Genomic DNA, 24,340 nt, shown 5'->3' on the forward strand with positions numbered 1-24,340 from the left:
TACCTCACGAGGAGAATCCGATGTCAGCAGCGCACACACCGTTAGCCACCGCCCGCCCCAATGTGGCCCACACTTTGATCGCGGAGCTACGCAGCATCGTCGGCAGGAAACACACGCTGACCGATGACGCCGCGACCCGCAGCTTCCGGACCGGCTTTCGCTTTGGCGCGGGCAAGGCGCTCGCGGTGGTGCGCCCCGGTACGATCGTCGAGCAATGGAAAGTGCTGCAGGCGTGCGTCGCGGCGAACGTGATCGTGATCACGCAGGCATCGAACACGGGCCTCACGGGCGGCTCGACGCCCGACGGCGACGACTACGATCGCGACATCGTGATCGTCAGCACGAGCCGCATGAAGAAAGTGTTTGTGATCGACGGCGGCAAGCAGGTCGTCTGCCTGCCCGGCGCAACGCTCGATCAATTGGAAAGGACGCTGAAGCCCCTTGGCCGGGAACCGCATTCGGTGATTGGCTCGAGTTGCATCGGCGCGTCGGTGTTTGGCGGTGTCTGCAACAACTCGGGCGGTGCGCTGGTGCAGCGCGGCCCGGCGTATACGGAAATGGCGGCATTTGCGCAGGTCGATGAAACGGGCAAGCTGCAGTTCGTCAACCATCTCGGGATCCGGCTCGGCGAGACGCCCGAGGATATGCTAGGCCGGCTCGAACGCGGTGAGTTCTCGGATTCCGATGTCCAGCACAACGCGGGCGCCGGGTCGGACCACGGTTACGCGCGCCATGTGCGTGAGGTCGATGCCGATACGCCGGCGCGCTTTAATGCCGACCCGCAGCGCCTTCATGAAGCATCAGGCTCGGCCGGCAAGCTGATGGTGTTTGCCGTGAGACTCGACACGTTCCCGATCGAACAGAACGCCAAGGTGTTTTATATCGGCACGAACCAACCTGACGAGCTCACCGAGATCCGCCGCCACGCGCTGCACGACTTCAAATTCTTGCCGATCTCGGGCGAATATCTTCATCGGGATGCTTTCGACGTCGCCGAAGAGTACGGCAAGGACACCTTTCTGGCGATCAATTATCTTGGCACGTCGCGCCTGCCCGCGCTGTTCGGATTGAAGAGCCGTTGCGATGCGTTGTTCGATCGCCTCGGCTTTCTCCCTTCGCATTTCGCGGATCGCGTCATGCAGGCCGCGAGCCGCCTGTTCCCGAGCCATTTGCCGGTGCGGATGAAACAGTATCGCGACAAATACGAGCACCACCTGATGCTGAAGGTCGCAGCCGAAAGCGTCGGCGAAACCCGTGCGTTCCTCTCCGCGTACTTTGGGAACGCCACGGGTGCTTATTTCGAATGCACCGATGAAGAGGGCAGAAAAGCGTTCCTGCATCGCTTCGCTGCCGCCGGTGCCGCGGTTCGCTATCGTGCCGTGCATACCCGCGAGGTGGAGAATATCGTCGCACTCGACATCGCATTGCGCCGCAACGATCGCGACTGGATCGAGACGTTGCCGCCCGAGATCGAGGAAACGATTGCCATCAAGCTGTACTACGGCCACTTCCTGTGCCATGTGTTCCACCAGGATTACATCGTCAGGAAGGGCAACGACTGCCTGGAGGTCGAACATAAAATGTGGACACTGCTGGACCGCCGCGGCGCCGAATATCCGGCGGAACATAACGTCGGCCATCTTTACCACGCGAAGCCGCAGCTTGCAGCGTTCTATCGGCAACTGGATCCTTGCAACTGCTTCAATCCGGGGATCGGGCAGACGTCGAAGTTCAGAAATTATCGGGAAACGGCGGTTTAGCTGAACACGGTTACTGCGAACTGCCCACGCCACTTAGCGACCGTTAAAGCAGCCGCAAGCCTCCGTCGCATTCGATGACAGCACCGGTCATGAAGGTGTTCTCCATCAGAAACTGAAGCACGTGCGCCACGTCTTCCGCGTGGCCGACGCGTCCCACCGGCAGCGTTTCCGCTTGCTGGCGGAACAGATCCGTCTTGACGCCGGCGGGGAACTTGTCCCACCACGCGGTATCGATCACGCCTGGCGAAACGGCGTTCACGCGCCGTGGCGCGAGTTCGCGCGCGAGCGTGCCGATCATGCTTTCCAGTGCGCCGTTGATCGCACCCAGGCCAGCGGTGCCGGGATTGGCGATGCGTGCGGAAATGGCGGTGACGAGTGTCAAGCTGCCGTCGCGACGGAGGGCCGGCAGGCCGGCCTGCGCCGCTTCGAGCTGCGGCCAGAGCTTGGCCTCGAAGCCGCGACGCAGCGCAGTCAGATCGAGCTCGTCGAAGCGGCCGCCGCCCTCGCCGCCGGAGAGCGTCAGCACCAGATGATCAACGGCGCCCACGCGAGCGAAGAAACGGTCGAGCGCGGCGCGGTCGTTGCAGTCGAGCGCTTCGCCGGCAACCTGCCCACGTCCTTCGATGCCCGCGAGTGCCTTGTCAAGTTTGCGCTGGTCACGACCGACCGCGACGACGTTCGCGCCGGCCGCGGCCAGACGCGAAACCGTCGCGAGGCCGATGCCCGACGAACCGCCCAGCACCACGACTTTCTGATTTTGCCATTCCATATCGCTGCTCCTGTAGATGAGGGGGGAGCAGGCCGAGCCGGCCATCCCATCGCACGTTGCGGCGCTCCCATGGCGATAGAATGCGTGTCAGACGCATATCATTCAAATCGTTCATTACGATGACCAACATCATTGAAAATGATTTCAGGCATTTCGACCTGAACCTGCTGCTGACGTTTCGCGCGCTGTTCGAGGAGCGTAGCGTCACCCGGGCGGCGCAACGGCTCTTTCTCGGCCAGCCGGCGGTAAGCGGGGCGCTCAAACGGTTGCGCGAGGCGTTCGGCGACGATCTGTTCGTGCGCACTTCGCGCGGCATCGCGCCTACCTCGCGCGCGCTCGAACTGGCGCGGCAGATCGAGCCATTTCTGCAATCGCTGCATCAGGTGCTCACGCAGCCACCCGTGTTCGACCCGGCGAGCGCGCAGCGCGTGTTCCGCATCGGCTTGAGCGATTCATTGGAGGTCCTGATGATGCCGGAAATCATGGATCGTCTGACCGCCGCGGCTCCCGGCGTGAAGCTGATCGCGCGGCCCACCGATTCGACGCGTGCGGCCGCGATGCTCGACGAAGGGGAAATCGAACTCGCGGTCGGCGTGTTCCCCGAATGCGTGCAATGGCAGCGGCGCCGGCCGCTGTTTCAATGGCGCTTTGTGAGTGTCTACAATCCGCGCCTCATCAAGACCCGCCGCAAACGTCTGACGATGGAGGAATTCCTGCAACATCGGCACGTGCTGACTTCGTTTAGCGCCGGCCTGCAGGGCTTTATCGACGAGCGGCTGGCAATGGAGGGGCTCAAGCGCGATGTAGTGTTCTCCAGCGCGAATTTCGCCACGAGTCCGTTTATCGTCCAGCGCACGCCTGCGATTGCCACGGTGCCGGACTTCATTGGCCGCGTCTGGCGCGACGCGCTGGATCTGGCGATGAGTCCGCTGCCATTCGACGTGCCGGGCTACGAGGTCTCGCTGATGTGGTCCGCCGCGCGCGACCAGGATCCGGGGCTCGCATGGCTAGCCGACGTGTTCGCGCAGGCGTTCGAAGAGAAGCGGAAAAGACGCGGCAGTCAGTGACGAATCCCGCGGCAAACGATGCCCACATCTGAGGATGGCCAACTCAGCGCAGTTTTATACGGTCGATTCGAGCGTGTCTGCCTGAGCTTTGACTGGAGCGCGCCACGCATCTTCCCGTCCTGAATCAAACGGCACATTCACACCTGTTATGCGAACTCGAAGCGCTTCGATCCATAGGCATCGGCTGCACGGCGCGGAAGTCGAGAATGTCTGCGGCGAGCACCTCTGCTCCGAGCGCCTTCAGCCTCTCCGACCGTTCGTCTTCCTTGCGAACCAGCGCCCGAACGTCGAAGCCTCTGGCCAGGAGAAGTTGCGTTGCGATACTGCCTGTTTGTCCGGTGGCACCGGAGATAAGAATCTTCGGGTTCATAGCAATGTCCTTCGGTTTGTCTGGATTGCGTCAGCGGTCAAAAGACGCCGGCGCGCATAAATCCAATGGCGCCGTCGATGAAAATGGGTTTCATCAACGGCACCTTCCGAACTTACTTGCCGTGAAGCAGCATGCCGAGCGGCTTGAGGGGGCCAACCGGCAGATACTCGAAGTCGAGATAACCAGCCGAGGCGAGCGGCATGGCGGCCACGGTCGCCTTTGCATCGTCCAGTGATTCGACGTTCATCAGGAAGACAACGCCGGGGTTTTCGTCGATGAAGTAGAACTGCTCGATCTTGCCTTCGAGGTAGAGATTCAGTGTGTGGGGGACTTCCTTCGGCATGATCTGTTGCCGGACGTCATCCGTAATTGGCTTTACGCCCTTTCCGATCGCAAACACTTTCATTCCAATCTCCTTGTCTGTCATGAATTGACAAGGGAAAGTCTAGCGACGGGAAGCGCGAAAGCGTACAGTCGTAAATGCCAACTTTATGGTCATTCACGCCATGCACCTTGTTGTACTTGCTCTTGATGGGGTCTTCGATACAGGATTCACTGCGTTGCTAGACGCACTCCGTATCGCGAATAGCTTTTCCGCACAGGAGGGAAAGCCGTTGCCTTTTGAAATAACCGTTGTGGGCGTGCGAAGAAAGGTGCGAACCAATGGGGGGCTGGTCATCCCGGTCGAAAATATCGCGCCGATGCTAAAGCCGGATTGGGTGGTCGTGCCCGCCCTGGGAACCTCAACCCCGGAGCTTCTCGTACCTGCGCTAGCGCGGCCCGACGTGAAGCAGGCCGTTGCGCATCTTCGGAAGTGGAATGCGATGGGCGCCAGGATCGCCACGTCGTGTATTGGTGTATTCCTGTTGGCAGAGACTGGCCTTCTCGATCACCGTGAAGCGACAACGACCTGGTGGCTTGCTCCACTGTTCCGGCAACGCTATCCCGAAGTGCAGCTTGAAGAATCCCGGATGCTCGTGCCGACCGACATTGGCGTCACAGCGGGCGCTGCAATGGGACACCTCGATCTTGCGCTTTGGCTCATCCGCAAGGTCAGCCCTGAGTTGGCAATTGTCGTCTCGCGTTACCTGCTGGCCGATCTCCGATCGTCACAGGCGCAATACATAATCCCTAACCATCTGGCGCATGCCGATCCGCTTGTGCTGCGGTTCGAGAGGTGGGCGAGGGAGCGTCTGAAGGACGGTTTTGCATTACAGGATGCCGCTGCTGCACTGGGGACCAGTGCCCGCTCTTTACAGCGGCGCTGCCAGACCATATTGGGTAAGTCACCCCTATCGTATTTCCAGGACTTACGCGTTGAACATGCACAATCGCTTCTGCACGGCGGTCTCGATCTCGAAGCTGCGGCCGCCGAAGTAGGCTATTCCGACGGAGCCACATTGAGCACTTTATTGCGCCGGCGAACTGGGCGCGGCGTTCGAGAGCTTCGCGCCGGCCTGCGCTGAGAGATCGAGGCGGCGATTCGTGCGGCCGGGCGGGCCGTCCTCTGCCGGACGGCGACTGGCGGCATGCGGACCCGTTCCAGACGCGCGGAGCTTCGCCGATCCAACGGCAGCATCCGGGGACCACCGGCCATCCGGGTGTCGTCGCCCCGGCCGGGAGCCCGACGCCGTGGGCCGTTCCCAATGATGACGAGGCAGAGCCAGTGCGGGCCCGCAATCGGGCACGGCTGCCATGAGCTTCGCGCGGCCGGTCGACTTGTCGGCATTGGGATTGGTGATGACACGCGATGAGCATCGGGAGCGAGATGCTCACTTGCGGCGGACATACCGAAGGCGGGAGTTCGTCTGTACGGTAGCGAACGCTTGAAAAAGCTCGCTTCGCCTACCATCGTACGTGACAGTTCTTCACATGTCCCCCGGGAGCAATGATGGGAAACACGCTGAGCACGGATCAACAGGAGCCTGGCGCTAACAACACGCGCCAGCGCGAACCATCCCCTGAACGGCTACTCCAACTGGGCATGGGATTCTGGGCGTCCAAGACCCTATTGTCCGCAGTCGAACTCGGTGTGTTTTCGCGCCTCGCGACCGGTCCTCAGGACGCCGCGCAGCTCGCCGAGGCACTGGAACTGCATCCGAGACCGGCCCTTGATTTTCTTGACGCACTGGTCGCACTGAATCTGCTGGAACGCGAAGATGGGAAATACAGCAATACGCCAGACGCCGAGTTTTTTCTGGACGCGGCCAAGCCCAGCTACGTAGGTGGATTGCTGGAAATGGCCAACGCGCGGCTATATCCGTTCTGGGGTTCTCTGACGGAAGCCCTTCGCACGGGGCAGCCACAGAACGAGGCAAAAGCGGGTGGCAATCTTTTCGACGCGATGTATGGTGACGAACACAAACTACGGGGTTTCCTGCGGGCGATGAGCGGGGTCAGCCTGGGCGCGGCGAAGGCGATTGCGCAACAATTTCCCTGGCAGAACTACAGCACCTTCATTGATATCGGCGCGGCCCAGGGTGCGCTACCGGTGCAGGTCGCGCTCGCGCATCCCCACCTGCGCGGCGGCGGGTTCGATCTGCCGGTAGTGCGCCCTGTATTTGAAGAATACGTAACGTCGCATCGCCTGCAGGAACGGCTGCATTTCTATCCGGGCGACTTCTTCAAGGATCCCTGTCCGGCTGCCGATGTGCTCGTGATGGGACACATTCTCCACGACTGGGACCTCGCGCAGAAGCTCGAGCTCCTCGCGAAGTGCTACGCCGCGCTACCTGCCGGAGGCTGCCTGATCGTCTACGACGCGGTAATCGACGATGACCGCAGGCGCAACGCCTTTGGCTTGCTGATGAGCCTCAACATGCTTATCGAGACACCTGGCGGATTCGACTATACCGGCGCGCAATGTCGTGAATGGATGCAGAAAGTCGGGTTCACACAGGTACGCGTCGAGCCGCTCACCGGTCCCGATTCAATGGTGATTGGAACCAGGTAGAAACTCGCCGGGAAATCCGCAGGCATTCTCACCGGCGGGAACTGACGACACGGTACTGGTTTGGCGCGGCTGGTGCGTTGCGCGATATGCCGTCGTTTGCAACGTCGAATGTTCGACGCGGAGCAGCGGCTCGAATGGCCACGCGACTGCGATCTCGAACGACCGCTCCTGGCCGCCTAGGGACTGACGAACAGGAAAGCCACACAAGCTACGCGCACGTGCGCTTCTCCAAAGGTCGCCGCCCGCGCCCCAGTTCGGAGTTCCGCGCGAGTCGCCTGTCCAGCAGATACATTCCTCTCACCTGCATGCACAACGCAATGCACACTGAGGCCGATCTCACGCAGCCGCTTCGCTCTACTACAGCGTTGCAGTTGTGCCGGCTCAAAAAAAACACCCCGAATCGTCAGACAGGTGTCCAACTTTTCGGGGTGCAATTCAAACACCTATGGCGCTTTTTTGCGTCATCTACAACGCGCGTCGCACGTCGTAGCTAGTCATCACGATTTACATCGTGACAGTATCCGCCAGGTCCTTGAAGTCTTCGATCTGGTCGAAGTTCATGTATTGGTAGATCTTGTCACCGCTGGCGGTCAGCACGCCCATGTCGGCCATGTATTCCTCTTTGGTCGGAATCTTGCCCAGCCGCGAGCAGATTGCCGCCAGTTCGGCCGAGCCGAGGTACACGTTCGTGTTCTTGCCCAGACGGTTCGGGAAGTTACGGGTCGATGTGGACATGACCGTCGCGCCTTCGCGCACCTGTGCCTGGTTGCCCATGCACAGCGAGCAGCCCGGCATTTCGGTACGCGCACCGGCCGTGCCGAACACGCCGTAGTGGCCTTCTTCGGTCAGTTGCTTCTGATCCATCTTGGTGGGTGGCGCGACCCACAGCTTGACCGGAATGTCGCGCTTGCCTTCCAGCAGCTTCGACGCCGCGCGGAAGTGACCGATGTTCGTCATGCACGAGCCGATGAACACTTCGTCGATCTTCGCACCGGCCACGTCGGACAGCGTCTTCACGTCGTCCGGGTCGTTCGGGCAGGCGACGATCGGTTCATGGATGTCGGCGAGGTCGATCTCGATCACGGCCGCGTACTCGGCGTCCGCATCCGGCGACAGCAGTTGCGGGTCGGCGAGCCATGCTTCCATGGCCTTGATGCGGCGCTGCAGGCTGCGCGGGTCCTGGTAGCCCTGCGCGATCATCCACTTGAGCAGCGTGACGTTGCTGTTCAGGTACTCGATGATCGGTTCCTTGTTCAGGTGCACCGTGCAGCCGGCAGCCGAACGCTCGGCGGATGCATCCGACAGTTCGAATGCCTGCTCGACCTTCAGATCCGGCAGGCCTTCGATTTCGAGCACGCGGCCCGAGAAAATGTTCTTCTTGCCTTGCTTGGCGACCGTCAGCGTGCCTTGCTTGATCGCGTACAGCGGGATCGCGTTGACGAGGTCACGCAGCGTGACGCCCGGCTGCATCTTGCCCTTGAAGCGAACCAGCACCGATTCCGGCATATCCAGCGGCATCGTGCCGGTGGCCGCGGCAAATGCGACCAGCCCTGAACCCGCCGGGAAGCTGATGCCGATCGGGAAGCGCGTGTGCGAGTCGCCGCCGGTGCCGACGGTGTCGGGCAGCAGCATGCGGTTCAACCACGAGTGGATCACGCCGTCGCCAGGACGCAGCGCAATGCCGCCACGATTGCTGATGAAGTCCGGCAGCGTGCGGTGCGTCTTCACGTCCACCGACTTCGGATACGCGGCGGTGTGGCAGAACGACTGCATGACGAGGTCGGCGGAGAAGCCGAGGCACGCGAGGTCTTTCAGTTCGTCGCGCGTCATCGGGCCGGTGGTGTCCTGCGAGCCGACCGAGGTCATCTTCGGTTCGCAGTAGGTGCCCGGGCGCACGCCCTGGCCTTCCGGCAGCCCGCACGCACGGCCGACCATCTTCTGCGCGAGCGAGAAACCCTTGCCGCTATCGGCCGGCTGCTGCGGCAGGCGGAACAGGGTGGACGGCGCCAGGCCGAGCGCTTCACGCGCCTTGGCGGTCAGGCCACGGCCGATGATGAGAGGAATACGGCCACCGGCGCGCACCTCGTCGAACAGCACGTCGGACTTGACCTGGAATTCAGCGATCACCGCGCCGTTCTTCAGTGCCTTGCCTTCGTAAGGACGCAGTTCGACCACGTCGCCCATTTCCATTTGCGACACGTCGAGTTCGATCGGCAGCGCGCCTGCGTCTTCCATGGTGTTGTAGAAGATCGGCGCGATCTTGCCGCCGAGGCACACGCCGCCGAAGCGCTTGTTCGGGATGAAGGGGATGTCTTCGCCCGTGAACCACAGCACCGAGTTGGTGGCCGACTTGCGCGAGGAGCCGGTGCCGACCACGTCGCCGACGTAGGCGACCAGATGGCCTTTTTCTTTCAGCGACTGGATGAACTTGATCGGGCCGCGCTTGCCGTCTTCCTCCGGCGTGATGCCGGGGCGCGCGTTCTTCAGCATCGCCAGCGCGTGCATCGGGATGTCCGGGCGGGTGGTGGCATCCGGCGCCGGCGAGAGGTCGTCCGTGTTGGTTTCGCCCGTCACCTTGAACACGGTGATGGTCAGGCTTTGCGGCACCTCCGGACGGCTCGTGAACCATTCGGCGTCGGCCCAGCTTTGCAACACGGCCTTCGCGTTGGCGTTGCCCTTGTCGGCCAATTCCTTGACGTCGTGGAACGCGTCGAACATCAGCAGGGTTTTCTTCAGCGCCTCGGCGGCAACGGTGCCGACTTCCGCGTCCGACAGCAGTTCGATCAGCGGCTGGATGTTGTAGCCACCGAGCATGGTGCCGAGCAGTTCCGTGGCGCGAGCGCGCGAGATCAGCGTGCAGGCGGTTTCACCCTTGGCGACGGCAGCGAGGAAACCGGCCTTCACGCGGGCGGCTTCGTCCACGCCGGCGGGCACGCGGTTGGTGATCAGGTCGAGCAGGGTTTGCTCTTCGCCTGCGGGCGGGTTGGTGAGGAGTTCCACCAGCTCGGCGGTCTGCTGGGCGGTCAGCGGCAGGGGAGGAATACCGAGCGTGGCGCGTGCGGCTGCGTGAGCGCGAAAGTTTTCAAGCATGAAAGAACCTGCTGATGTTGGCGTTTCAGGGGATGGCATCCGGCCCGCCATGGCTGCGCCGGGTAGCGTTTAGGTGCAATTTTAAAGGTGACAAGCGCCTGCGGTCAATTATCTTATATCTTATATAAGAGTTGAAGGCGCGAGCGGAGGCTTCTGAACGGCCGGGAGACGGGGACTCCACGAATGATTTATCCGAGGACGCCCCGTCAGGATGAAGCTTTTCGCGCGCAGGCACGACGTGCCCCCGGTGATGGACGCCATGGTCGCGTGACGGGAGGTTTAAGCAAGGTCCATCCCCTTTCATACCAGCTCCATGCCGTGACGAAGCCTGGCGGGGGCGGTCGCGGGGGAGGTCAGAAATGAGAGCAATGCTCTTGAGGCATCTCTTGTCGGGATGCCATGCATATGGCAACCGAAAAGGTAGTGATGGTCTGCACTTCGGCGGGCAAAGAACCGATGACATCGATATCCGGCAGGTGCATCGACTCGCTCGATTGCTGGAAACCGAGCTCGATGTCCCCGCGCGCGACGAGCGTGCCGACCGGAACACCCGGAGGCGCCGGCACGATGCGCGGCGCAATGGTCTCGGCGATGCCCAGCGTTCGAAACAGGCGGGTTAGGTGTGAACCGCTCGGGCCCGTCGCGTAGCCGATACTACGCGCGGCCAGAATGGCGTCGCGCAACGCGGCTTCAGTGCCGATCGCGGGCCGCGGCGCGCCGGCTGTCACTGCAATCGCAACACCCACCCGAGATCAGGGTTTCCCCATGACCGCGGTCTCGCGACGCTGGGCCGTCGCACCGTGTCGTACGTGCACCCGGTTCATGCAACGATGCGCGGCTTCGGCGAACAGAAACGCGATCGCAATCAGCGCGGCCGCAACGAGACTCAGGTACTGCGCACCGGTCTCCCGCAGCACCGCGCCGCCAAGCACGCCGGAGCAGGCGAGCCCGATATATGTCGCGGTGTTGTTGAGAGCCAGCAGCAGAGGCGCCACGTCCGGTTTCAGTTGCACCAGCCGATGTTGTTGCGGGACGATCAACCCCCATCCACATATGCCCCAGATCGTGAGCGCAACGATGGTGCTGAATACATGCGCGGATGCCCACGGCAACGCACAAAAATTGATGATGGCAAGCCACAGCATCGCATTGATGATGTGGCGGCTCCTGAACCGGTCCACGAGGCGGCCGGCGAGAAGATTGCCGGCCGTCGCCGCCACGCCCCACAACAGGAACATGCCGGCGAGAATGCGTCCGTCGCCGTGCGTGACACGTTGCAGCACCACGCCCGCATACGTGTACACCATAAGGAACCCGCCGAAGCCGAATAACGAAGTGAGCAAGGTGAGCGTTATCCGTGCGTCGCGAACCGGTGCAAGCCGTTCTCGCAACCTCACGGACGCAGGGCGGGGAACGGATGGCAGCATCGTCCAGACGCCGATCATCGCCACCGTCCCGAGCAGCGTGACGAACCAGAGCGTCGTTCGCCAGCTTCCGAATCCGCCGATAAACGTGCCGATCGGCGAGCCGAGCGCGGTCGCCCCCGTCAGTCCAGCCGTTACCGCGGCCAACGCACGGCCGCGTTTTTCGGGCGGAGCAAGCGCGGAAGCAACGCCCAACGCAGTGGGCGAGAACAGCGCCGCGCCGAAGCCGGACAGAGCCCGGCTGAATAAAACCCAGTGCAAGTCCGTGGCGAGCGCGGTGAACATGTTGCCGGCCACGAAAATGCCGAGCGCGGCAACCAGCAGGAGCTTGCGCGGCCAGCCGCCCGCGAGAGCCGCCATGACCGGAGCGGCCACCGCGTAGGTCAATGCGTAAAAGGTGACCATCAGCCCCGCAAGGCTGACCGATGTGTTCAGCGACGCGGCAACGCCTGGCAGGATACCGGCGACGACGAAGTTGTCGGTGCCCATTGCGAACATGCCCACGGCCAGTATCAGTAGTCGGCGATCCATACAAAGTTCTCGTGGTAAGCGGTTTGAGGTTCAGTCCGAAGACGCGCGTCGCAATCTGACTGACACGCGATCGCGGCGTCGGGCCGACCGGCTCTGTGCGCCGGAACGGTATGGATGGAGAATAATCGCCGTTGACCGTGTCTCAAATGTCATATATACAAACGATTCAGGACATGCCTTGGGCAAGCTATGCACACGATCGGCTTCGTTGTATTTCCAGATTTCTATCTGATGGGCTTTGCGGCAGTGACGGCCTTTGAACTGGCGAATGTCGTGCTCGAAGAGCCCGCATATCAAGTGACCTTGCTCTCCGAAGAGGGCGGACTCGTGTTGTCCTCGGCGGGTATCCGCGTGGAAACGCAGCCGTTCTCCGACGCCGCGTTCGACACCGTCATGTTCGGCTCCGGCGTCGAGATCGACATCGTCTCGACCGCATTGACTGCGTTCGTCAGGCGCGCTTTGACAACGTCGCGGCGAGTCGCGGCGCCATGCACGGGCGCGTTTATCCTCGCCGAAGCAGGGGTGCTGGACGGGCGCCGGGCGACGACCCATTGGCGTTTCGCCCATGACCTGCAGCGCCGTTTCCCCAACATAGCGGTCGAAGAAGACCAGATCTTCATCGTCGACGGACCGATCTGGACGTCGGCCGGCATGACGGCCACGATCGACATGGCGCTCGCCATGATCGAAGGGGATCACGGCCAGGACGTTTCCCGCGCGGTAGCCCGCAAGCTGGTCGTCTATCATCGCCGCGCCGGCGGGCAATCGCAGTTTTCCACGTTGCTCGACCTGGAGCCCAAATCCGACCGTATCCAGAAGGCTATCGATTACGCGAACGCCAATTTGCGCAATGCCTTGACCGTCGAGGAATTAGCCGACGTCGCCGGCCTGAGCCCACGCCAGTTCAGCCGCGCTTTCAGTGCCGAAACGGGGCAATCCCCCGCCAAAGCTGTCGAACATTTGCGGGTCGAAGCCGCGCGGCTGTTACTGGAAAAAGGGCGTTTATCTCTGGATGTGATCGCGAACGAAGTCGGCTTGACGGATCGCGAGCGAATGAGGCGGGCGTTCCTGCGGACCATCGGGCAGCCGCCTCAAGCGGTCCGCCGCTTCAGCAGGGAAAGCCGTGGGCCGCTTGGGGACGCCCGCCAATAAGCGCGGGGTCCCGCGCGCGATGAACTACAGCGAGCGCTCGATCGCCTGTCCGAGCAGATCCAGGCCCAGGTCGATCTCATCCTCGTGAACGGTCAACGGAGGGGCGATCCGGAACACGCCGCCCATGCCGGGCAATTGCACGATGTTCATGCTGAGCCCCAGCTTCATGCACTCGCGGGTGATCTTCGCGCCCAGCCCATCCGCCGGCTCCTTCGTGCGGCGGTCCTTGACGATCTCCATTCCCAGCAGCAGTCCTCGGCCGCGAATATCGCCGATGCAGTCGAAGCGTTCCATCAGATCCAGCAGGCCGCGTTTGAGTCGCGCGCCCATCAGGTTCGCACGCGCGACCAGACCCTCGCGCTCGACCACATCCAGCACCCGCAAACCGACGGCGGCAGGAAGAGGATCGGACACGTGGGTCGTATAGAACAGGTAACCCAATTCATGGGCGCGCTCCTCGATCTGCGCGGATGTCACGACGGCCGCGAGCGGCAGACCGGCGCCCAGTGTTTTCGATAGCGTGACAATGTCGGGCGTGACGCCGTCGCGCTGACAGGCGAACATCGTGCCCGTGCGGCCGACGCCAGTCTGCGCTTCATCGAGGATCAGCAGCATGCCGCGCTCCTCGCATTTGCGCTTCAGGGCCGCCATGTAGCCTTCCGGCAGTTCGATGATCCCGCCGGAACTGAGGATCGGCTCTGCAATGAAAGCGGCCAGATTGCCGCTGGACTGACGATCGATCAGATCGAACGCATAGTCCAACTCCGCCAGATAATCGTATTCGCCATGGCGCTCGAAACGCGGCCGGTACAGAAACGGTGCGGGGATCGCGAAGGAGCCGACCGCGGCTGGACCGACGCCTTTGCGACCGGCGCTATAGGTGGCGGATGCCGCTGCCCCCGTCATGCCGTGCCATGACTGCGCAAACCCGACGATTTCATATTTGCCCGTGACCAGCTTCGCCATGCGAATGGCGGCCTCGTTCGACTCCGCGCCCGTACTGAGCAACAGCGCGCGGTCGAGTCCGTCGGGCGTGATGTCGGCGAGCCGGGTCGCCAGGTCCACCACCGGTCGCGACAGCATGCCGCTGAAGAGATGGTCGAGCTTGCCGGCGTATTCGTTGATGACCGAGACGATTTCCGGATGGCTGTGTCCCAGCACCGCGCTCATCTGGCCGGAGGTGAAATCCAGAATCGCGCGGCCGTCCGCGTCGTACACGAAACTGCCCTGGGCGCGCTCGATGATCATCGGCTCGAAGGTGCCGCCGTAGCGGATGAGGTGCTGTTTGGCGTTGCGCCAGAAAACTGCATCATTGTTTCGCGACACTTGCTTCTCCTTGACGGCTAGCGGGAATAACTTGCAGTCTAGATGGCGCTCTGGTTTCATAGAATCGAATAGTTCTTATCGAAGATAGAAGCGGGCCTAATACCTTGAGTCTTTCACTCGAAATCGATCTGCTGCGCTCGTTTACCGTCGTCGCCGAAGTTCGTGCGCTCAGTCGCGCGGCGAACCGCATCGGCCGGACTCAGTCGGCGCTGAGCCAGCAGATGAAGCGCCTCGAAGAGATCGTCGACCAGCCGTTGTTCCAGCGCACGGGTCGCGGGGTGGTGCTGACGAATCCCGGCGAACGCCTGTTGATTCACGCGCAACGCATTCTGCGGCTGCACGACGAGGCGATGGCCGATCTATCCGGCAAAGGGCTGTCGGGCACGATCCGCTTCGGCTGCCCGGACGATTACGCCGCTGTTTTCCTGCCGCATTTGCTGCGTCAGTTTTCGAGCCAGCATCCGCATGCACTGGTCGAGGTGATTTGCGCCCCCACGCCGCGCCTGCTCGAACAACTGGAAATGCATGCGCTGGACCTCGCCATGATCTCGTTGCCCGACGACCCCGCAAACGACGACATCATCCGCCGTGAGCCGCTGGTTTGGGTCGGTTATCCGGGACTGGATTGCGCCCATTTCGATCCGTTGCCGCTGGCCCTTTCCGATCCGGATACACTCGACCATGTGGCAGCCTGCGAAGCGCTGCAACGCGCAGGCAGGGCGTACCGCATCGCTTATGCGAGCAGCAGTCTTGCCGGCCTCACGGCCCTCGTGCGTTCGGGGCAGGCCGTCGCCGTTATCACGCAAACTGCCGTCGCGCCGGATCTCTCCGTACTCAACGGCGACCCCGCGCTCCCGCCTTTGCCCACCATAGGCATTACGCTGAAGTTCGAGCGCAAGCGCCCGTCCCATCTGATCACGGTATTCGCGGAGCACATCCGGTTGACGTTGCCGTTGCTGTGATCGACCAGGCTCGCGCATGGAGCGTTGCGCGGGTTCACGGTGGCGAGAACGAATTGCACTCCGAACGAGGCGAAACCGCGTTCGCCGTACGACTGCCGCGCAACGGGCAGCGATTCGCTGTCGCGCCTTTTCAATGCCTGGCGGCGGGCACGTAAATAACGCTCCCATACCTGCGAACGCATCCCGGCAATCGGACTCGCGTGGTGGCCGCTTCGCTTCTCCGGCTTCTCCGCAGAACCATGGTGCTGGCCTCGCACGGCCAGTTAAGCAATCGTATTTGCACAATGGGCACAACGCATGCTGAACAATCAGCGGCAATGCGTTGCCATGCACGGCATTTCCGCCGAGCATCCGCCAGAGCGTCCGCTCTGAGAGCCGGACGCCCACCGTTGGGTGCGGGCAGCCATTCGGTTGCACTGCTGTCCGGATTGATCCATGGTCGCACGCGATTCTGGACGGGTACAAGGACATAACAGGTCCATGTCTGCGCCCGCACGGAGTTGCTTCGGCCAATCACCGGAGAAGTCGCATGTTCATCCATAACAAACGCCTCCAGTACACCGTGCGCGTCGCTGCGCCGAATCCGGGTCTCGCGAATCTGCTGCTCGAGCAATTCGGCGGGCCCCAAGGCGAACTCGGCGCCGCCTGCCGATACTTCACGCAGGCGATCGGCGAAGACGATCCTGGCAGAAAGGATCTGTTGTTCGATATCGCAACGGAAGAAATGAGTCACCTGGAAATCGTCGGCTCGATCGTGGCGATGCTGAACAAGAGCGCCAAGGGTCAACTCGCCGAAGCCGTGGACGCGGAGGCAGAGCTCTATCGTTCGATGACGGGCGGAGGAAACGACTCCCACACGACCGCGTTGTTATACGGCGGCGGCCCGGCTCTGACCAACTCGGCTGGCGTGCCCTGGTGCGCGTCCTACGTCGACACGATCGGCGATCCTACGGCCGACTTGCGCTCGAACATCGCCGCCGAGGCTCGCGCGAAGATCGTCTACGAACGCCTGATCAACGTCACCGACGATCCGGGCATCAAGGAAACACTCGGCTTTCTGATGACACGAGAAATCGCCCACCAGAAATCGTTCGAGAAGGCTCTGCATTCGATCCAGCCGAACTTTCCGCAGGGCAAGCTTCCTGGGGTGCCGGAATACACGAGCGTGTACTACAACATGTCGCAAGGCGATGATGCGCCGCGCGGGCCATGGAACGAAGGTCCGGATTGGGAATTCGTCGAGTCGCCGGAGCCGGCCGTGGATGGCGGTGATGGCCTCGCCACCGTCAACGTGTCGCAACGTGATGTGAAAGTGTTGCAGGCAATGGCAGCGAGAACCGCGTCGGATGCGGACTCGGATCCGACGACAGGCGCGGACCTCGGTTCGGGCCAGACTGTTTGACGTGGTGCCATGCGCCGTACGCATGAGTTGATTTTTTTAATGAATTGGTAAGGCCGGACGAATTACGGTCGAATGGCGGGCGCTGCGCGCCGGATGCGGTTCCGGCAGCGGAGCCCGCCGCTCATTCGTTAAAAAAGTCATGAAAGGAGAAACATGAAATCCCTGCTTGCAAGCCTGACCATTGCGCTGCTGGCTATCTCGTCCGGCAACGCGATCGCGAAGGAATGGTCGACCGTGCGGTTCGGTGTCGACGCGAGCTATCCGCCGTTCGAATCGAAATCCGCCGACGGCAAGCTGGTCGGCTTCGACATCGACCTGGGCAATGAAATCTGCCGCCGCCTGAACGCGAAATGCATGTGGGTCGAAAACGCGTTCGACGGAATGATTCCCGCGCTCAAAGGGCGCAAGTTCGACGGCGTGCTGTCGACCATGTCGATGACGCCGGCGCGTCAGGCGCAGATCGCGTTTTCTTCGAAGGTATTCCGTATCCCGACCCGTCTCGTCGCGAAGAAAGGCTCGACGATCACACCCACGCCGGAAGCGTTGAAGGGCAAGCGAATCGGCGTAGAGCAGGGCTCGATCCAGGAAACCTATGCGAAGACTTATTGGGAGCCGGCCGGCGCGGTGATCGTGGCTTACCAGGATCAGGATCTCGTTTACTCGGACCTGATTGCTGGCCGCATCGATGCATCGCTGCAGAATGCCGTGCAAGCTGACGTCGGTTTCCTGCGCACGGCGCGAGGCAAGGACTTTGCGTTTGCCGGCAACGCGCTCTACGACGCGAAGACGCTCGGAAGCGGCACCGCGATCGGTTTGCGCAAGGAAGACACCGACCTGAAGGCGCAGATCGACAAGGCGATCGCCGAGACACGCGCGGACGGCACATACGACAGGATCGCGAAAAAGTATTTCGACTTCGACGTGTACGGCCAGTGAATGCGGCGGCATTCGCCAAGGCCGGAATGTCTTGCCCGACTCATGCATGAAGTGTCCGCAACGGGTGCGGCTCCGTACTGACATCTCATACGGATTCGGGCATCCTGAAGGTCTCGCACGCCGCGCAATATGACTGATCGGTAGCGAGACATTCAGATCGTTGCCCGCGTTGAAAACGCTATAGATACGGCGGAACGGAGAGCGAATTGGACGATCCTTTCAACCTGCAGCGCTTTGTCGACGCGCAGGATCCACTCTACGCACAGGTCTGTGACGAGCTGCGCGACGGGCGTAAGCGAAGCCATTGGATGTGGTTCGTGTTTCCACAGATCCAGGGGCTTGGGACGAGTGCAATGGCGCAGCGGTTCGCGATTTCGTCGTTGGCCGAGGCCGATGCTTATCTACGCCATCCGGTACTGGGTGAACGGCTGAGGCAATCGACCGAATACGTCAACCTTGTCGAGGGTCGTTCAATCGAGAACATTTTCGGGTATCCGGATTATCTGAAGTTTCATTCGTCGATGACGCTGTTCGAGCGCGCGGCGATCGACAAAGCGCCTTTTGCTGAAGCGCTCAGGAAGTATTTCCACGGCCAAGGTGATCCACTAACGTTGGAGCGCTTGTAGCAAGTGGTTACCAGCGTGGCGCAGGCATGGCGCGTCCCGCGTTGATTCAGCCTGGCGCCGACACGCACGGCTGTGCGCGTTGCCACGGCGTCAAAGGCCTTAAACATGATGCACACTTGCAGGCTCGACATGCCACGTGCGGTTCGAGTCAGCTACGCGTACGCCTTTTCTTTTTGGGTTTCGGCGGTGCGAGCGCAGCGGTCCAGAAAGCGGTGGTCCCGCGCTTTGCCGCTGCCGTCGCGTGACCGCGCGCTGAGCCCGCCACTGCGTTGGCTCCGCTCAGCCACATGCTGAGAAAGGGGTTCTTTTTCATCCACGGATTTTTCATGTCGGGCCCGATCGAATAAGGGTTGTCCAGTTCGTCCCTGACGAAGATCGCAACGGGCATACCTGTCGGGCTGCGATCGCTGCATCGGTGCAAATCGAGCGTGGAATTGATCTTGTCGAAACCTAAATGGGGAAAACGTGCGCGCGAGACGGCAGCCGTCGGCGGAGATCGCTTCGCAGACCGGCTGCGACTTGAATACGCCAGTTGTACATTCGTGCACTCGCGCATCGCGCCGACATCCAAGAAGTTCCGCTAATCGCTTCGGCAGCTCTCGCGGCGAGTGGCATATCGTTTGCTAAGTGACAAAACGTCAATACGTCGGTTGCAACGTTTGAAACGATGAAGGCGGCGCGTGGTCGAGCGCTTGCTTATCCGATACTCGTTGGTCGTTTGGATTGAGTCAGGCGTGCAAGTCGGGCGCGAAGATTCCGAGGAAGAGCGATAAGTAAGGGATGGCGCGCAGCCCCCGCGCTTTGCGAAGGAGGGTGTACTGATGACGAACAGTGAATCAGTCGAACAAACCGGCGGATGTGCGTGCGGCGCGGTGCGATTTCGCGTCACCGCGACCCCGCGGCGAGTGTCGATATGTCACTGCATGACATGTCGGCGCATACATGGCAACGTGTTTGGCGGTTACGCCATGTTCGAGCGTGGCGCCGTGGAGTGGTCCGGTCCTACACAGGCGTGGCAGAGTTCGCCCGGTGCGCGAAGGCATTTTTGCCCGACATGCGGGTCGGTCGCGTTCATGGAATACAACGACAGTGACGAAGTGGATCTCCCGCTTGGAGCCTTTGACCGCGTAGGCCTGTATGAGCCGAGCTACGAGCTTTGGTGTTGCCATAAAGAGCCATGGCTGCCCGCCGGGGTGCGCGCCGAATATGACGAAGACAGAGTATGACTATGACGCCTGCTCGATACGAGCGGCAGTAGTTTTACGGCGCGGACGCCACGGTCGCCGACCGGTGACGAATTCGGTTCGCTTGCTTTGACTAGCCGGCAGGTAGTCCGGCCGCAATGAGGTATCGGTTGCCGAAGCGCAATTCATGCGGATGCAATTGAAAACGACGGATTAACGCCGGCGGGCGGTTCTATCCTTGCCGAACGATTTCAACCGACAGCGGCATGAAGTTTGCACGAGAAGACCTGCCCGACCTTCTGGAGCCAGTCATGACTACACAACACGCCACGCCTTCGTCAACTGGCGAACTCGATACCGTTCCAGACACATCGAGCCCTGCATACGCCGGCCGTCATCCGTTGACGCGCCTGTTCGACCGCTTTGCAAGCCTCGTTACGCGGTTTGCCGGCTCACCGGCTGCATTCTGTCTTGCCGTACTGACGGTCGTCGCCTGGGTCGTCACAGGGCCTATCTTCCATTACTCGGACGGATGGCAGCTGGTCATCAACACAGGCACCACCATCGTCACCTTTCTAATGGTCTTTCTGATCCAGCAGAGTCAGAACAAAGACAGTGTCGCGTTGCACCTGAAGTTGAACGAACTGCTTTCCTCGCATCGGCCCGCGAATAACAATCTGATCGGCATCGAGGACGCGTCTGAGGAAGAGCTCCGAAGACTCGCGGCAGCTTACCTGCGTTTGTCCACTCAGTCTGCCGCTTGCGCTCAAGGTTCGCCCGCGAAGGGCGGCACGGTGGAGGAACCGGCCGGGCAGACCGTCGAGAGTTGACATCGAACGAGTCGGCGGATAAGTGTCGCGCGTGATGATGCGCCGAGTTTGACGCCCGCTTCGATGAGCGGGCGTTAAGGATCGACGATGAGTCACTCGCTCACTGAGGTAACCGCATGGCTAAGGCTATTCGATCACATGGCGGCCTGAAAGCCGGACTGCGCCTGTTGGCCAGCGGCACGACGCGCTCCGCAAGCGCACCAAGCGAACCCCTTCGGACTAGAACAGCGGGTGCTCGTGCGGATACAGCGCCGTCCTGAGGGCAAAGCCACCGAGGACAACGAAGATGACCGCGGCCAGAATGTGGACCGCCTTGGTCGGCAGACGGTCGGCAAACTTGTGTCCGAGATAGATGACGGGCACGTTGGCCAGCATCATGCCGAGCGTGGTGCCGGCGACCACTCCGAAGAATTCGTGAAACCGCGCGGCCAGAGCGATCGTGACAACCTGCGTCTTGTCGCCCATTTCAGCGAGAAAGAACGTCAGCGCAGTGGTGCCGAACACTCCCATCGGATGCGTGGTCGACACCGCCTCGGCGCCGTCGAGCTTGTCGGGAATCAGAATCCACACAGCCATGACGGCAAATGACGCGACGACTGCCCAGTTCAGGATAGTCGGACTCAGAACGCTGGCAAGCCATGCGCCCAAAGCGCCGGACGCAGCATGATTGATGAGCGTTGCGACAAAGACGCCGAGAATGATTGGAATGGGTTTGCGATATCGGGCGGCCAGCACCAGGGACAACAGTTGGGTCTTGTCGCCGATTTCGGCTAGACCGACCACGCTGGTCGAAACGAGGAACGATTGCATAGGTTGTGAGCCGGGCCGCGCAGTACGTACGCGATGACGCGCATTCCGGCGACCCGGTCAGGTCGGAATGCGAGTCATCGGTCTTGCCAGGCATAGTGCTGTGCGCGCCATGGCGGTCTGTCGACCACCAAGTATGTTGACGGGCACCCTCGAGCATTGCGGTCGAGGCGGCTACTCCCCAATGAGAGCGGCGATTCTACATTGTCTCGGTCGAGTAACGCAAATCGTCAGCTTTGCGGAAGCGGGTGCGTTCAGATCTCACGGCCTCTGCTACGGAAGAATGCACGACGCTGTTTCGCGCGCGCTCCTGTGGTTCAAGCTGCAGCCTTTGTGCGGGGGACTTCGTCACGGAACCGCCCTGACGCAAGGTGGCCTCTCACATCATGCCGCCGGTGCTCCCAATGCCGCCGACTCCGGTGCCGCCCGTGCTGTTATTCGGCGACGTAGCAATCGGATGTGCCGCCCCGGTTCTGGCCATCAGCGCGACGGCGGCGGCGTCCGGTTCGCCGTTGGCGTCGATCGCGCCGCGGGCGAGGAGCGCTTCGAGATCGCTGTCCTCGCCAGGTTGGCCGGCAGCGAATGCCGTAGTCAGGAAATTGGGCGCGGACAGCGTGACACCGTACGTTTGCTGCAGATTCTGCACGACCGCGGCCTGCGCAGTCAGAACGTCGGCCTGATTCGCCAGCACTTGCTGGAACTGTGAGTTCACCGCGAAGCCGGCGATGAGGCCGGTTTCATTCGTGCCGAGTTGCGCCGCCAGATACGACACCAGCAGATCCGTCTCCGGCGTGACGTTGTATGTGCCGCCGGCGAACGCAACGGAATGCAGCATCGTTACACCCGAGGTCGCGGCGATCATGCATGGCATCACGGCGCCGAGGGTCGCGTGGAAGTTTCCGTTCGCATCCGCTGCAACCGACAGCGAACCCCGCGCGCAGTCGATGTTGATCGTCGCGTTCGCCAGTGCCTTGCCCGTTGCCGCCGTGCCGGCGATCGAAACCATCGACGTGCCGCTGCCGCTGCTGCCGCCACCACCTCCGCAGCCCGCGAGCCACACGACGCCTGCCATCAGCAGCGTTACGCCGGCAGGTCGAATGAAATGCTGCTGTCGAATGTTCATCGAAGTCTGCCGTTGAATCGGACATGCTGTCTAAACGATCCGGCGTCACCGCCTATTCCATCTTTCGCGCAAACCTTCACTTCACACGATTGGAATAGAGCGGCCCCGCCGGGCGTTTATTCGGGGTATTGACGCTGGGTCTTTCGAGTCCGGCATCAGGGCGGGTAGATGCAAACCGCAACCCAGTCATGAACGACGACACCAACCGCGGGAGGCGAGGCGTGGGCAGTATGGATTGGCGGCCGCTATCGGCGTTTGCCGACAACGAGCTGTGCGCGTCGGAGCGCGCGGCCACGCTCGTCTGGCTGACGACCGACCCCGAGGCCGCCGAACGCGTAGCCGATTACCGCGCGCAAAAAGCCGCGCTGACGGCATTGTTCCGGGAGCCGCGAGACGACGCGCGTTGTATCGTCGTATGCCGCCTCGCGCCGAGGTGGCGGCGGGCTGGCCTTGCCGCCTCCTGCATGGCGATGGGCGTGGCGCTCGGCTCGTCATCCGCCTGGGTGTCGGCGAAATTCGCGGCCGATACACCCGTGTTCGTGGAGCGCGCCGACCTCGCTTTCGCGGTGTACGCGCCCGAGCAACGCCACCCCGTGGAGGTCGCGGCGCTGCAACGCGATCAGCTGGTCAACTGGCTGTCGCGGCGCCTCGATCGACGCTTGTCGGTGGCTTCGCTCCGGGAATATGGGTATTCGCTGATCGGCGGTCGCCTGCTGCCCGGCGAATCCGGACCTGCCGCGCAATTCATGTATCAGAACGGCCGGCGCCCGGCTCGCGATGTACGTCGAAGCGGTTCCGAAAGATGCGGCGGCGTTCCGTCTGTTTCACGACGGTGATCGCAGCACGTTCTACTGGGGCAGTCAGGGAACGGGGTGCGCGCTGACCGGTCAACTCTCCGAGGCCCAATTGCGGCCCATGGCGATCGACGCATGCAGCACGCTCGGGCAATCCTTCAAACGCCGGTAAACCAGCACGGATCAAACCCATGACGTTTTGCGGGTCTGGCATTTCCGATCATCCGGTACGCCGGCACATGCTGCCTGCCGCGCGACGCCCCGCAATCGCGCGGATGTTGCTGTATGTGCTCGCATTGACATGCCTGGTTGTCTCGGCGGGCGCGTTTGCGCAACCGGGCAGCCCGACGGCACCGGCTTCGTCCGCCACATCGGCGGGATGTGCTGGTGCGGGCGCGTCGGATACCGTAAATGCGGACATCGACGAGTTCCGCTGTCTCACGGCTCGCGAACAGGCGACGTCGTTACGCACGCGGATCGAAAACCACTCGATACTGACGCTGACCGACGATCAGATCCTCGCGCTGATGGACGCGATGAAGCCCGATGCCTTCGTCGAGTACGCGAAGTCCGGGATGATTACCGACGACGCCTACGAATACAGCATGTTCCGGCAGGAGCGCATCTCCGGAAGATGGCCGGAGCGGCCCGATCACATGGTGATCCGATATCAGGAAAGCCCGCGAAGAGTCTACGCAAAATGGCTGCCGGACGGCGCCCATGCGGGGCAGGAGATTGTCTACGACGAGACCACGGACCCCAACAGCATCGTCGGCCATCTCGGCGGCCGCTTGCATGTCGTGTCGGGCAAGGTCGCCGTCGACGGTCCGTTCGCGCACGCGCAGTCCCGCCATAGCGTCCGGGATCTGGGCTTGCAGTTCATCGCGCGCACCGTCGAGCACGATGCGCGCAGTTTTCGTGAAGAGGGCCTCAGCGAAAAGCCGAGCCGTATCGAACTCATGAACGCGCACGGCACGCGGTTGCTGGCGTGGACATGGACGGCTCCGTCAGGACCGCCCGCGCATTACGCACCGCGTGTGCGGCTGCTGTTCGATCTTCAGCACACGTGGCCCAGCGGCGAAGCCGCCTGGGACGAGCAGGGCGGCCTGCTGGAGCTGATCCGTTTCGAAGACGTCGAACCGCGCCACTGGAGCGAATTGGTTTTCGATCGCAGTAACCCCGAATATGGTTTCCGTTGACAGCGCGCGCTGCTAGGAAAGTTCACACGAGCGCT

The 24,340-nt window shown here is 61.9% G+C and carries 22 protein-coding genes, 1 pseudogene and 1 riboswitch; of the genes and pseudogenes, 13 read left to right on the plus strand and 10 right to left on the minus strand.

The window, feature by feature from the left end; translation table 11 throughout:
• Positions 1–20: 20 nt before the first annotated feature.
• Positions 21–1,760 carry a D-lactate dehydrogenase gene (gene dld, locus B0G75_RS15900; protein WP_106307099.1) on the plus strand — a complete coding sequence of 580 codons (1,740 nt, stop codon included), beginning with the start codon at positions 21–23 and terminating at the stop codon, positions 1,758–1,760.
• Positions 1,761–1,803: 43 nt separating this feature from the next.
• On the opposite strand, the gene B0G75_RS15905 is transcribed toward dld, so the two are convergent.
• Positions 1,804–2,529 (minus strand): SDR family oxidoreductase, encoded by a 726-nt coding sequence (locus B0G75_RS15905; RefSeq protein WP_106307102.1) that lies wholly within the window; start codon positions 2,527–2,529, stop codon positions 1,804–1,806.
• A 119-nt stretch (positions 2,530–2,648) separates the two neighbouring features.
• On the opposite strand from B0G75_RS15905, the gene B0G75_RS15910 reads away from it, so the two are divergent.
• On the plus strand, positions 2,649–3,596 hold the full coding sequence (locus B0G75_RS15910; protein ID WP_106308005.1) for a LysR family transcriptional regulator: 948 nt from the start codon (positions 2,649–2,651) through the stop codon (positions 3,594–3,596).
• 124 nt (positions 3,597–3,720) lie between these two features.
• Here the strand turns inward: B0G75_RS15910 and B0G75_RS15915 are convergent, their stop codons facing one another.
• The gene (locus B0G75_RS15915) at positions 3,721–3,966 is read right to left on the minus strand and encodes an NmrA family NAD(P)-binding protein (protein WP_106307105.1); all 246 of its coding nucleotides are present in this window, start codon (positions 3,964–3,966) and stop codon (positions 3,721–3,723) included.
• A gap of 112 nt (positions 3,967–4,078) precedes the next feature.
• Positions 4,079–4,372, minus strand: a complete 294-nt coding sequence (locus B0G75_RS15920) for a hypothetical protein (protein WP_106307108.1) — start codon at positions 4,370–4,372, stop codon at positions 4,079–4,081.
• Between the two features lie 100 nt (positions 4,373–4,472).
• Here B0G75_RS15920 and B0G75_RS15925 point away from each other — a divergent pair, with 100 nt between their 5' ends.
• Both B0G75_RS15925 and B0G75_RS15930 read left to right on the plus strand, forming a co-directional pair.
• A complete protein-coding gene (locus B0G75_RS15925) occupies positions 4,473–5,432 on the plus strand; it encodes a GlxA family transcriptional regulator (RefSeq protein ID WP_106308008.1) in 960 nt (319 codons plus the stop codon).
• A 425-nt stretch (positions 5,433–5,857) separates the two neighbouring features.
• Positions 5,858–6,919 (plus strand): methyltransferase, encoded by a 1,062-nt coding sequence (locus B0G75_RS15930; RefSeq protein WP_106307111.1) that lies wholly within the window; start codon positions 5,858–5,860, stop codon positions 6,917–6,919.
• Positions 6,920–7,423: 504 nt separating this feature from the next.
• Here the strand turns inward: B0G75_RS15930 and acnB are convergent.
• From acnB to B0G75_RS15945, 3 genes are all read right to left on the minus strand, one after another.
• Positions 7,424–10,009, minus strand: coding sequence for a bifunctional aconitate hydratase 2/2-methylisocitrate dehydratase (gene acnB, locus B0G75_RS15935; RefSeq protein ID WP_106307114.1), 2,586 nt, complete (start codon positions 10,007–10,009; stop codon positions 7,424–7,426).
• Between the two features lie 353 nt (positions 10,010–10,362).
• A complete protein-coding gene (locus B0G75_RS15940; RefSeq protein ID WP_258194500.1) occupies positions 10,363–10,755 on the minus strand; it encodes a substrate-binding domain-containing protein in 393 nt (130 codons plus the stop codon).
• A gap of 6 nt (positions 10,756–10,761) precedes the next feature.
• Positions 10,762–11,964: an MFS transporter gene (locus B0G75_RS15945; RefSeq protein ID WP_106307116.1), complete on the minus strand. Its 1,203-nt coding sequence runs from the start codon at positions 11,962–11,964 to the stop codon at positions 10,762–10,764.
• A gap of 189 nt (positions 11,965–12,153) precedes the next feature.
• Here B0G75_RS15945 and B0G75_RS15950 point away from each other — a divergent pair, with 189 nt between their 5' ends.
• Positions 12,154–13,116, plus strand: coding sequence for a GlxA family transcriptional regulator (locus B0G75_RS15950; protein ID WP_106307119.1), 963 nt, complete (start codon positions 12,154–12,156; stop codon positions 13,114–13,116).
• Between the two features lie 24 nt (positions 13,117–13,140).
• On the opposite strand, the gene B0G75_RS15955 is transcribed toward B0G75_RS15950, so the two are convergent.
• The gene (locus B0G75_RS15955; protein ID WP_106307122.1) at positions 13,141–14,442 is read right to left on the minus strand and encodes an aspartate aminotransferase family protein; all 1,302 of its coding nucleotides are present in this window, start codon (positions 14,440–14,442) and stop codon (positions 13,141–13,143) included.
• A gap of 104 nt (positions 14,443–14,546) precedes the next feature.
• Here B0G75_RS15955 and B0G75_RS15960 point away from each other — a divergent pair, with 104 nt between their 5' ends.
• The 4 genes from B0G75_RS15960 to B0G75_RS15975 all read left to right on the plus strand — a co-directional run bounded on the left by B0G75_RS15960 (position 14,547) and on the right by B0G75_RS15975 (position 18,368).
• Entirely contained in the window at positions 14,547–15,404 is an 858-nt protein-coding gene (locus B0G75_RS15960; RefSeq protein ID WP_106307125.1) for a LysR family transcriptional regulator, read from the plus strand.
• 529 nt (positions 15,405–15,933) lie between these two features.
• Positions 15,934–16,806, plus strand: a complete 873-nt coding sequence (locus B0G75_RS15965) for a manganese catalase family protein (protein ID WP_106307128.1) — start codon at positions 15,934–15,936, stop codon at positions 16,804–16,806.
• Between the two features lie 153 nt (positions 16,807–16,959).
• Positions 16,960–17,742, plus strand: coding sequence for an ABC transporter substrate-binding protein (locus B0G75_RS15970; protein WP_106307131.1), 783 nt, complete (start codon positions 16,960–16,962; stop codon positions 17,740–17,742).
• Positions 17,743–17,948: 206 nt separating this feature from the next.
• Positions 17,949–18,368, plus strand: a complete 420-nt coding sequence (locus tag B0G75_RS15975; protein WP_106307134.1) for a DUF1810 domain-containing protein — start codon at positions 17,949–17,951, stop codon at positions 18,366–18,368.
• A 148-nt stretch (positions 18,369–18,516) separates the two neighbouring features.
• On the opposite strand, the gene B0G75_RS41365 is transcribed toward B0G75_RS15975, so the two are convergent.
• On the minus strand, positions 18,517–18,939 hold the full coding sequence (locus B0G75_RS41365; RefSeq protein WP_258194502.1) for a hypothetical protein: 423 nt from the start codon (positions 18,937–18,939) through the stop codon (positions 18,517–18,519).
• Between the two features lie 250 nt (positions 18,940–19,189).
• Between B0G75_RS41365 and B0G75_RS15985 the strand changes: the two genes are divergently transcribed.
• The gene (locus tag B0G75_RS15985) at positions 19,190–19,594 is read left to right on the plus strand and encodes a GFA family protein (protein WP_106307137.1); all 405 of its coding nucleotides are present in this window, start codon (positions 19,190–19,192) and stop codon (positions 19,592–19,594) included.
• Between the two features lie 269 nt (positions 19,595–19,863).
• Positions 19,864–20,382, plus strand: a complete 519-nt coding sequence (locus B0G75_RS15990) for a low affinity iron permease family protein (RefSeq protein ID WP_106307140.1) — start codon at positions 19,864–19,866, stop codon at positions 20,380–20,382.
• Positions 20,383–20,601: 219 nt separating this feature from the next.
• On the opposite strand, the gene B0G75_RS15995 is transcribed toward B0G75_RS15990, so the two are convergent.
• Positions 20,602–21,192 carry a TMEM165/GDT1 family protein gene (locus B0G75_RS15995; protein ID WP_106307143.1) on the minus strand — a complete coding sequence of 197 codons (591 nt, stop codon included), beginning with the start codon at positions 21,190–21,192 and terminating at the stop codon, positions 20,602–20,604.
• A 5-nt stretch (positions 21,193–21,197) separates the two neighbouring features.
• A riboswitch (yybP-ykoY riboswitch) is annotated at positions 21,198–21,384 on the minus strand.
• A gap of 184 nt (positions 21,385–21,568) precedes the next feature.
• The gene (locus tag B0G75_RS16000; protein ID WP_106307146.1) at positions 21,569–22,312 is read right to left on the minus strand and encodes a hypothetical protein; all 744 of its coding nucleotides are present in this window, start codon (positions 22,310–22,312) and stop codon (positions 21,569–21,571) included.
• 188 nt (positions 22,313–22,500) lie between these two features.
• Between B0G75_RS16000 and B0G75_RS16005 the strand changes: the two are divergent.
• Positions 22,501–23,278, plus strand: a pseudogene (locus B0G75_RS16005) (anti-sigma factor family protein).
• A 19-nt stretch (positions 23,279–23,297) separates the two neighbouring features.
• Complete coding sequence (locus tag B0G75_RS16010; RefSeq protein ID WP_106307149.1) at positions 23,298–24,305, plus strand: DUF1571 domain-containing protein; 1,008 nt, start codon at positions 23,298–23,300, stop codon at positions 24,303–24,305.
• Positions 24,306–24,340: the final 35 nt, after the last annotated feature.

This window comes from Paraburkholderia sp. BL18I3N2 (assembly GCF_003001875.1).
In the GTDB taxonomy this organism is placed as follows: domain Bacteria; phylum Pseudomonadota; class Gammaproteobacteria; order Burkholderiales; family Burkholderiaceae; genus Paraburkholderia; species Paraburkholderia phytofirmans.

What these genes read in the sequence shown, in the direction of transcription:
- dld (WP_106307099.1), top strand. Translation starts at nt 21, where the DNA reads ATGTCAGCAGCGCACACACCGTTAGCCACCGCCCGCCCCAATGTGGCC.
- B0G75_RS15905 (WP_106307102.1), bottom strand. Translation starts at nt 2,529, where the DNA reads ATGGAATGGCAAAATCAGAAAGTCGTGGTGCTGGGCGGTTCGTCGGGC.
- B0G75_RS15910 (WP_106308005.1), top strand. Translation starts at nt 2,649, where the DNA reads ATGACCAACATCATTGAAAATGATTTCAGGCATTTCGACCTGAACCTG.
- B0G75_RS15915 (WP_106307105.1), bottom strand. Translation starts at nt 3,966, where the DNA reads ATGAACCCGAAGATTCTTATCTCCGGTGCCACCGGACAAACAGGCAGT.
- B0G75_RS15920 (WP_106307108.1), bottom strand. Translation starts at nt 4,372, where the DNA reads ATGAAAGTGTTTGCGATCGGAAAGGGCGTAAAGCCAATTACGGATGAC.
- B0G75_RS15925 (WP_106308008.1), top strand. Translation starts at nt 4,473, where the DNA reads ATGCACCTTGTTGTACTTGCTCTTGATGGGGTCTTCGATACAGGATTC.
- B0G75_RS15930 (WP_106307111.1), top strand. Translation starts at nt 5,858, where the DNA reads ATGGGAAACACGCTGAGCACGGATCAACAGGAGCCTGGCGCTAACAAC.
- acnB (WP_106307114.1), bottom strand. Translation starts at nt 10,009, where the DNA reads ATGCTTGAAAACTTTCGCGCTCACGCAGCCGCACGCGCCACGCTCGGT.
- B0G75_RS15945 (WP_106307116.1), bottom strand. Translation starts at nt 11,964, where the DNA reads ATGGATCGCCGACTACTGATACTGGCCGTGGGCATGTTCGCAATGGGC.
- B0G75_RS15950 (WP_106307119.1), top strand. Translation starts at nt 12,154, where the DNA reads ATGCACACGATCGGCTTCGTTGTATTTCCAGATTTCTATCTGATGGGC.
- B0G75_RS15965 (WP_106307128.1), top strand. Translation starts at nt 15,934, where the DNA reads ATGTTCATCCATAACAAACGCCTCCAGTACACCGTGCGCGTCGCTGCG.
- B0G75_RS15970 (WP_106307131.1), top strand. Translation starts at nt 16,960, where the DNA reads ATGAAATCCCTGCTTGCAAGCCTGACCATTGCGCTGCTGGCTATCTCG.
- B0G75_RS15985 (WP_106307137.1), top strand. Translation starts at nt 19,190, where the DNA reads ATGACGAACAGTGAATCAGTCGAACAAACCGGCGGATGTGCGTGCGGC.
- B0G75_RS15990 (WP_106307140.1), top strand. Translation starts at nt 19,864, where the DNA reads ATGACTACACAACACGCCACGCCTTCGTCAACTGGCGAACTCGATACC.
- B0G75_RS15995 (WP_106307143.1), bottom strand. Translation starts at nt 21,192, where the DNA reads ATGCAATCGTTCCTCGTTTCGACCAGCGTGGTCGGTCTAGCCGAAATC.
- B0G75_RS16000 (WP_106307146.1), bottom strand. Translation starts at nt 22,312, where the DNA reads ATGAACATTCGACAGCAGCATTTCATTCGACCTGCCGGCGTAACGCTG.
- B0G75_RS16010 (WP_106307149.1), top strand. Translation starts at nt 23,298, where the DNA reads ATGACGTTTTGCGGGTCTGGCATTTCCGATCATCCGGTACGCCGGCAC.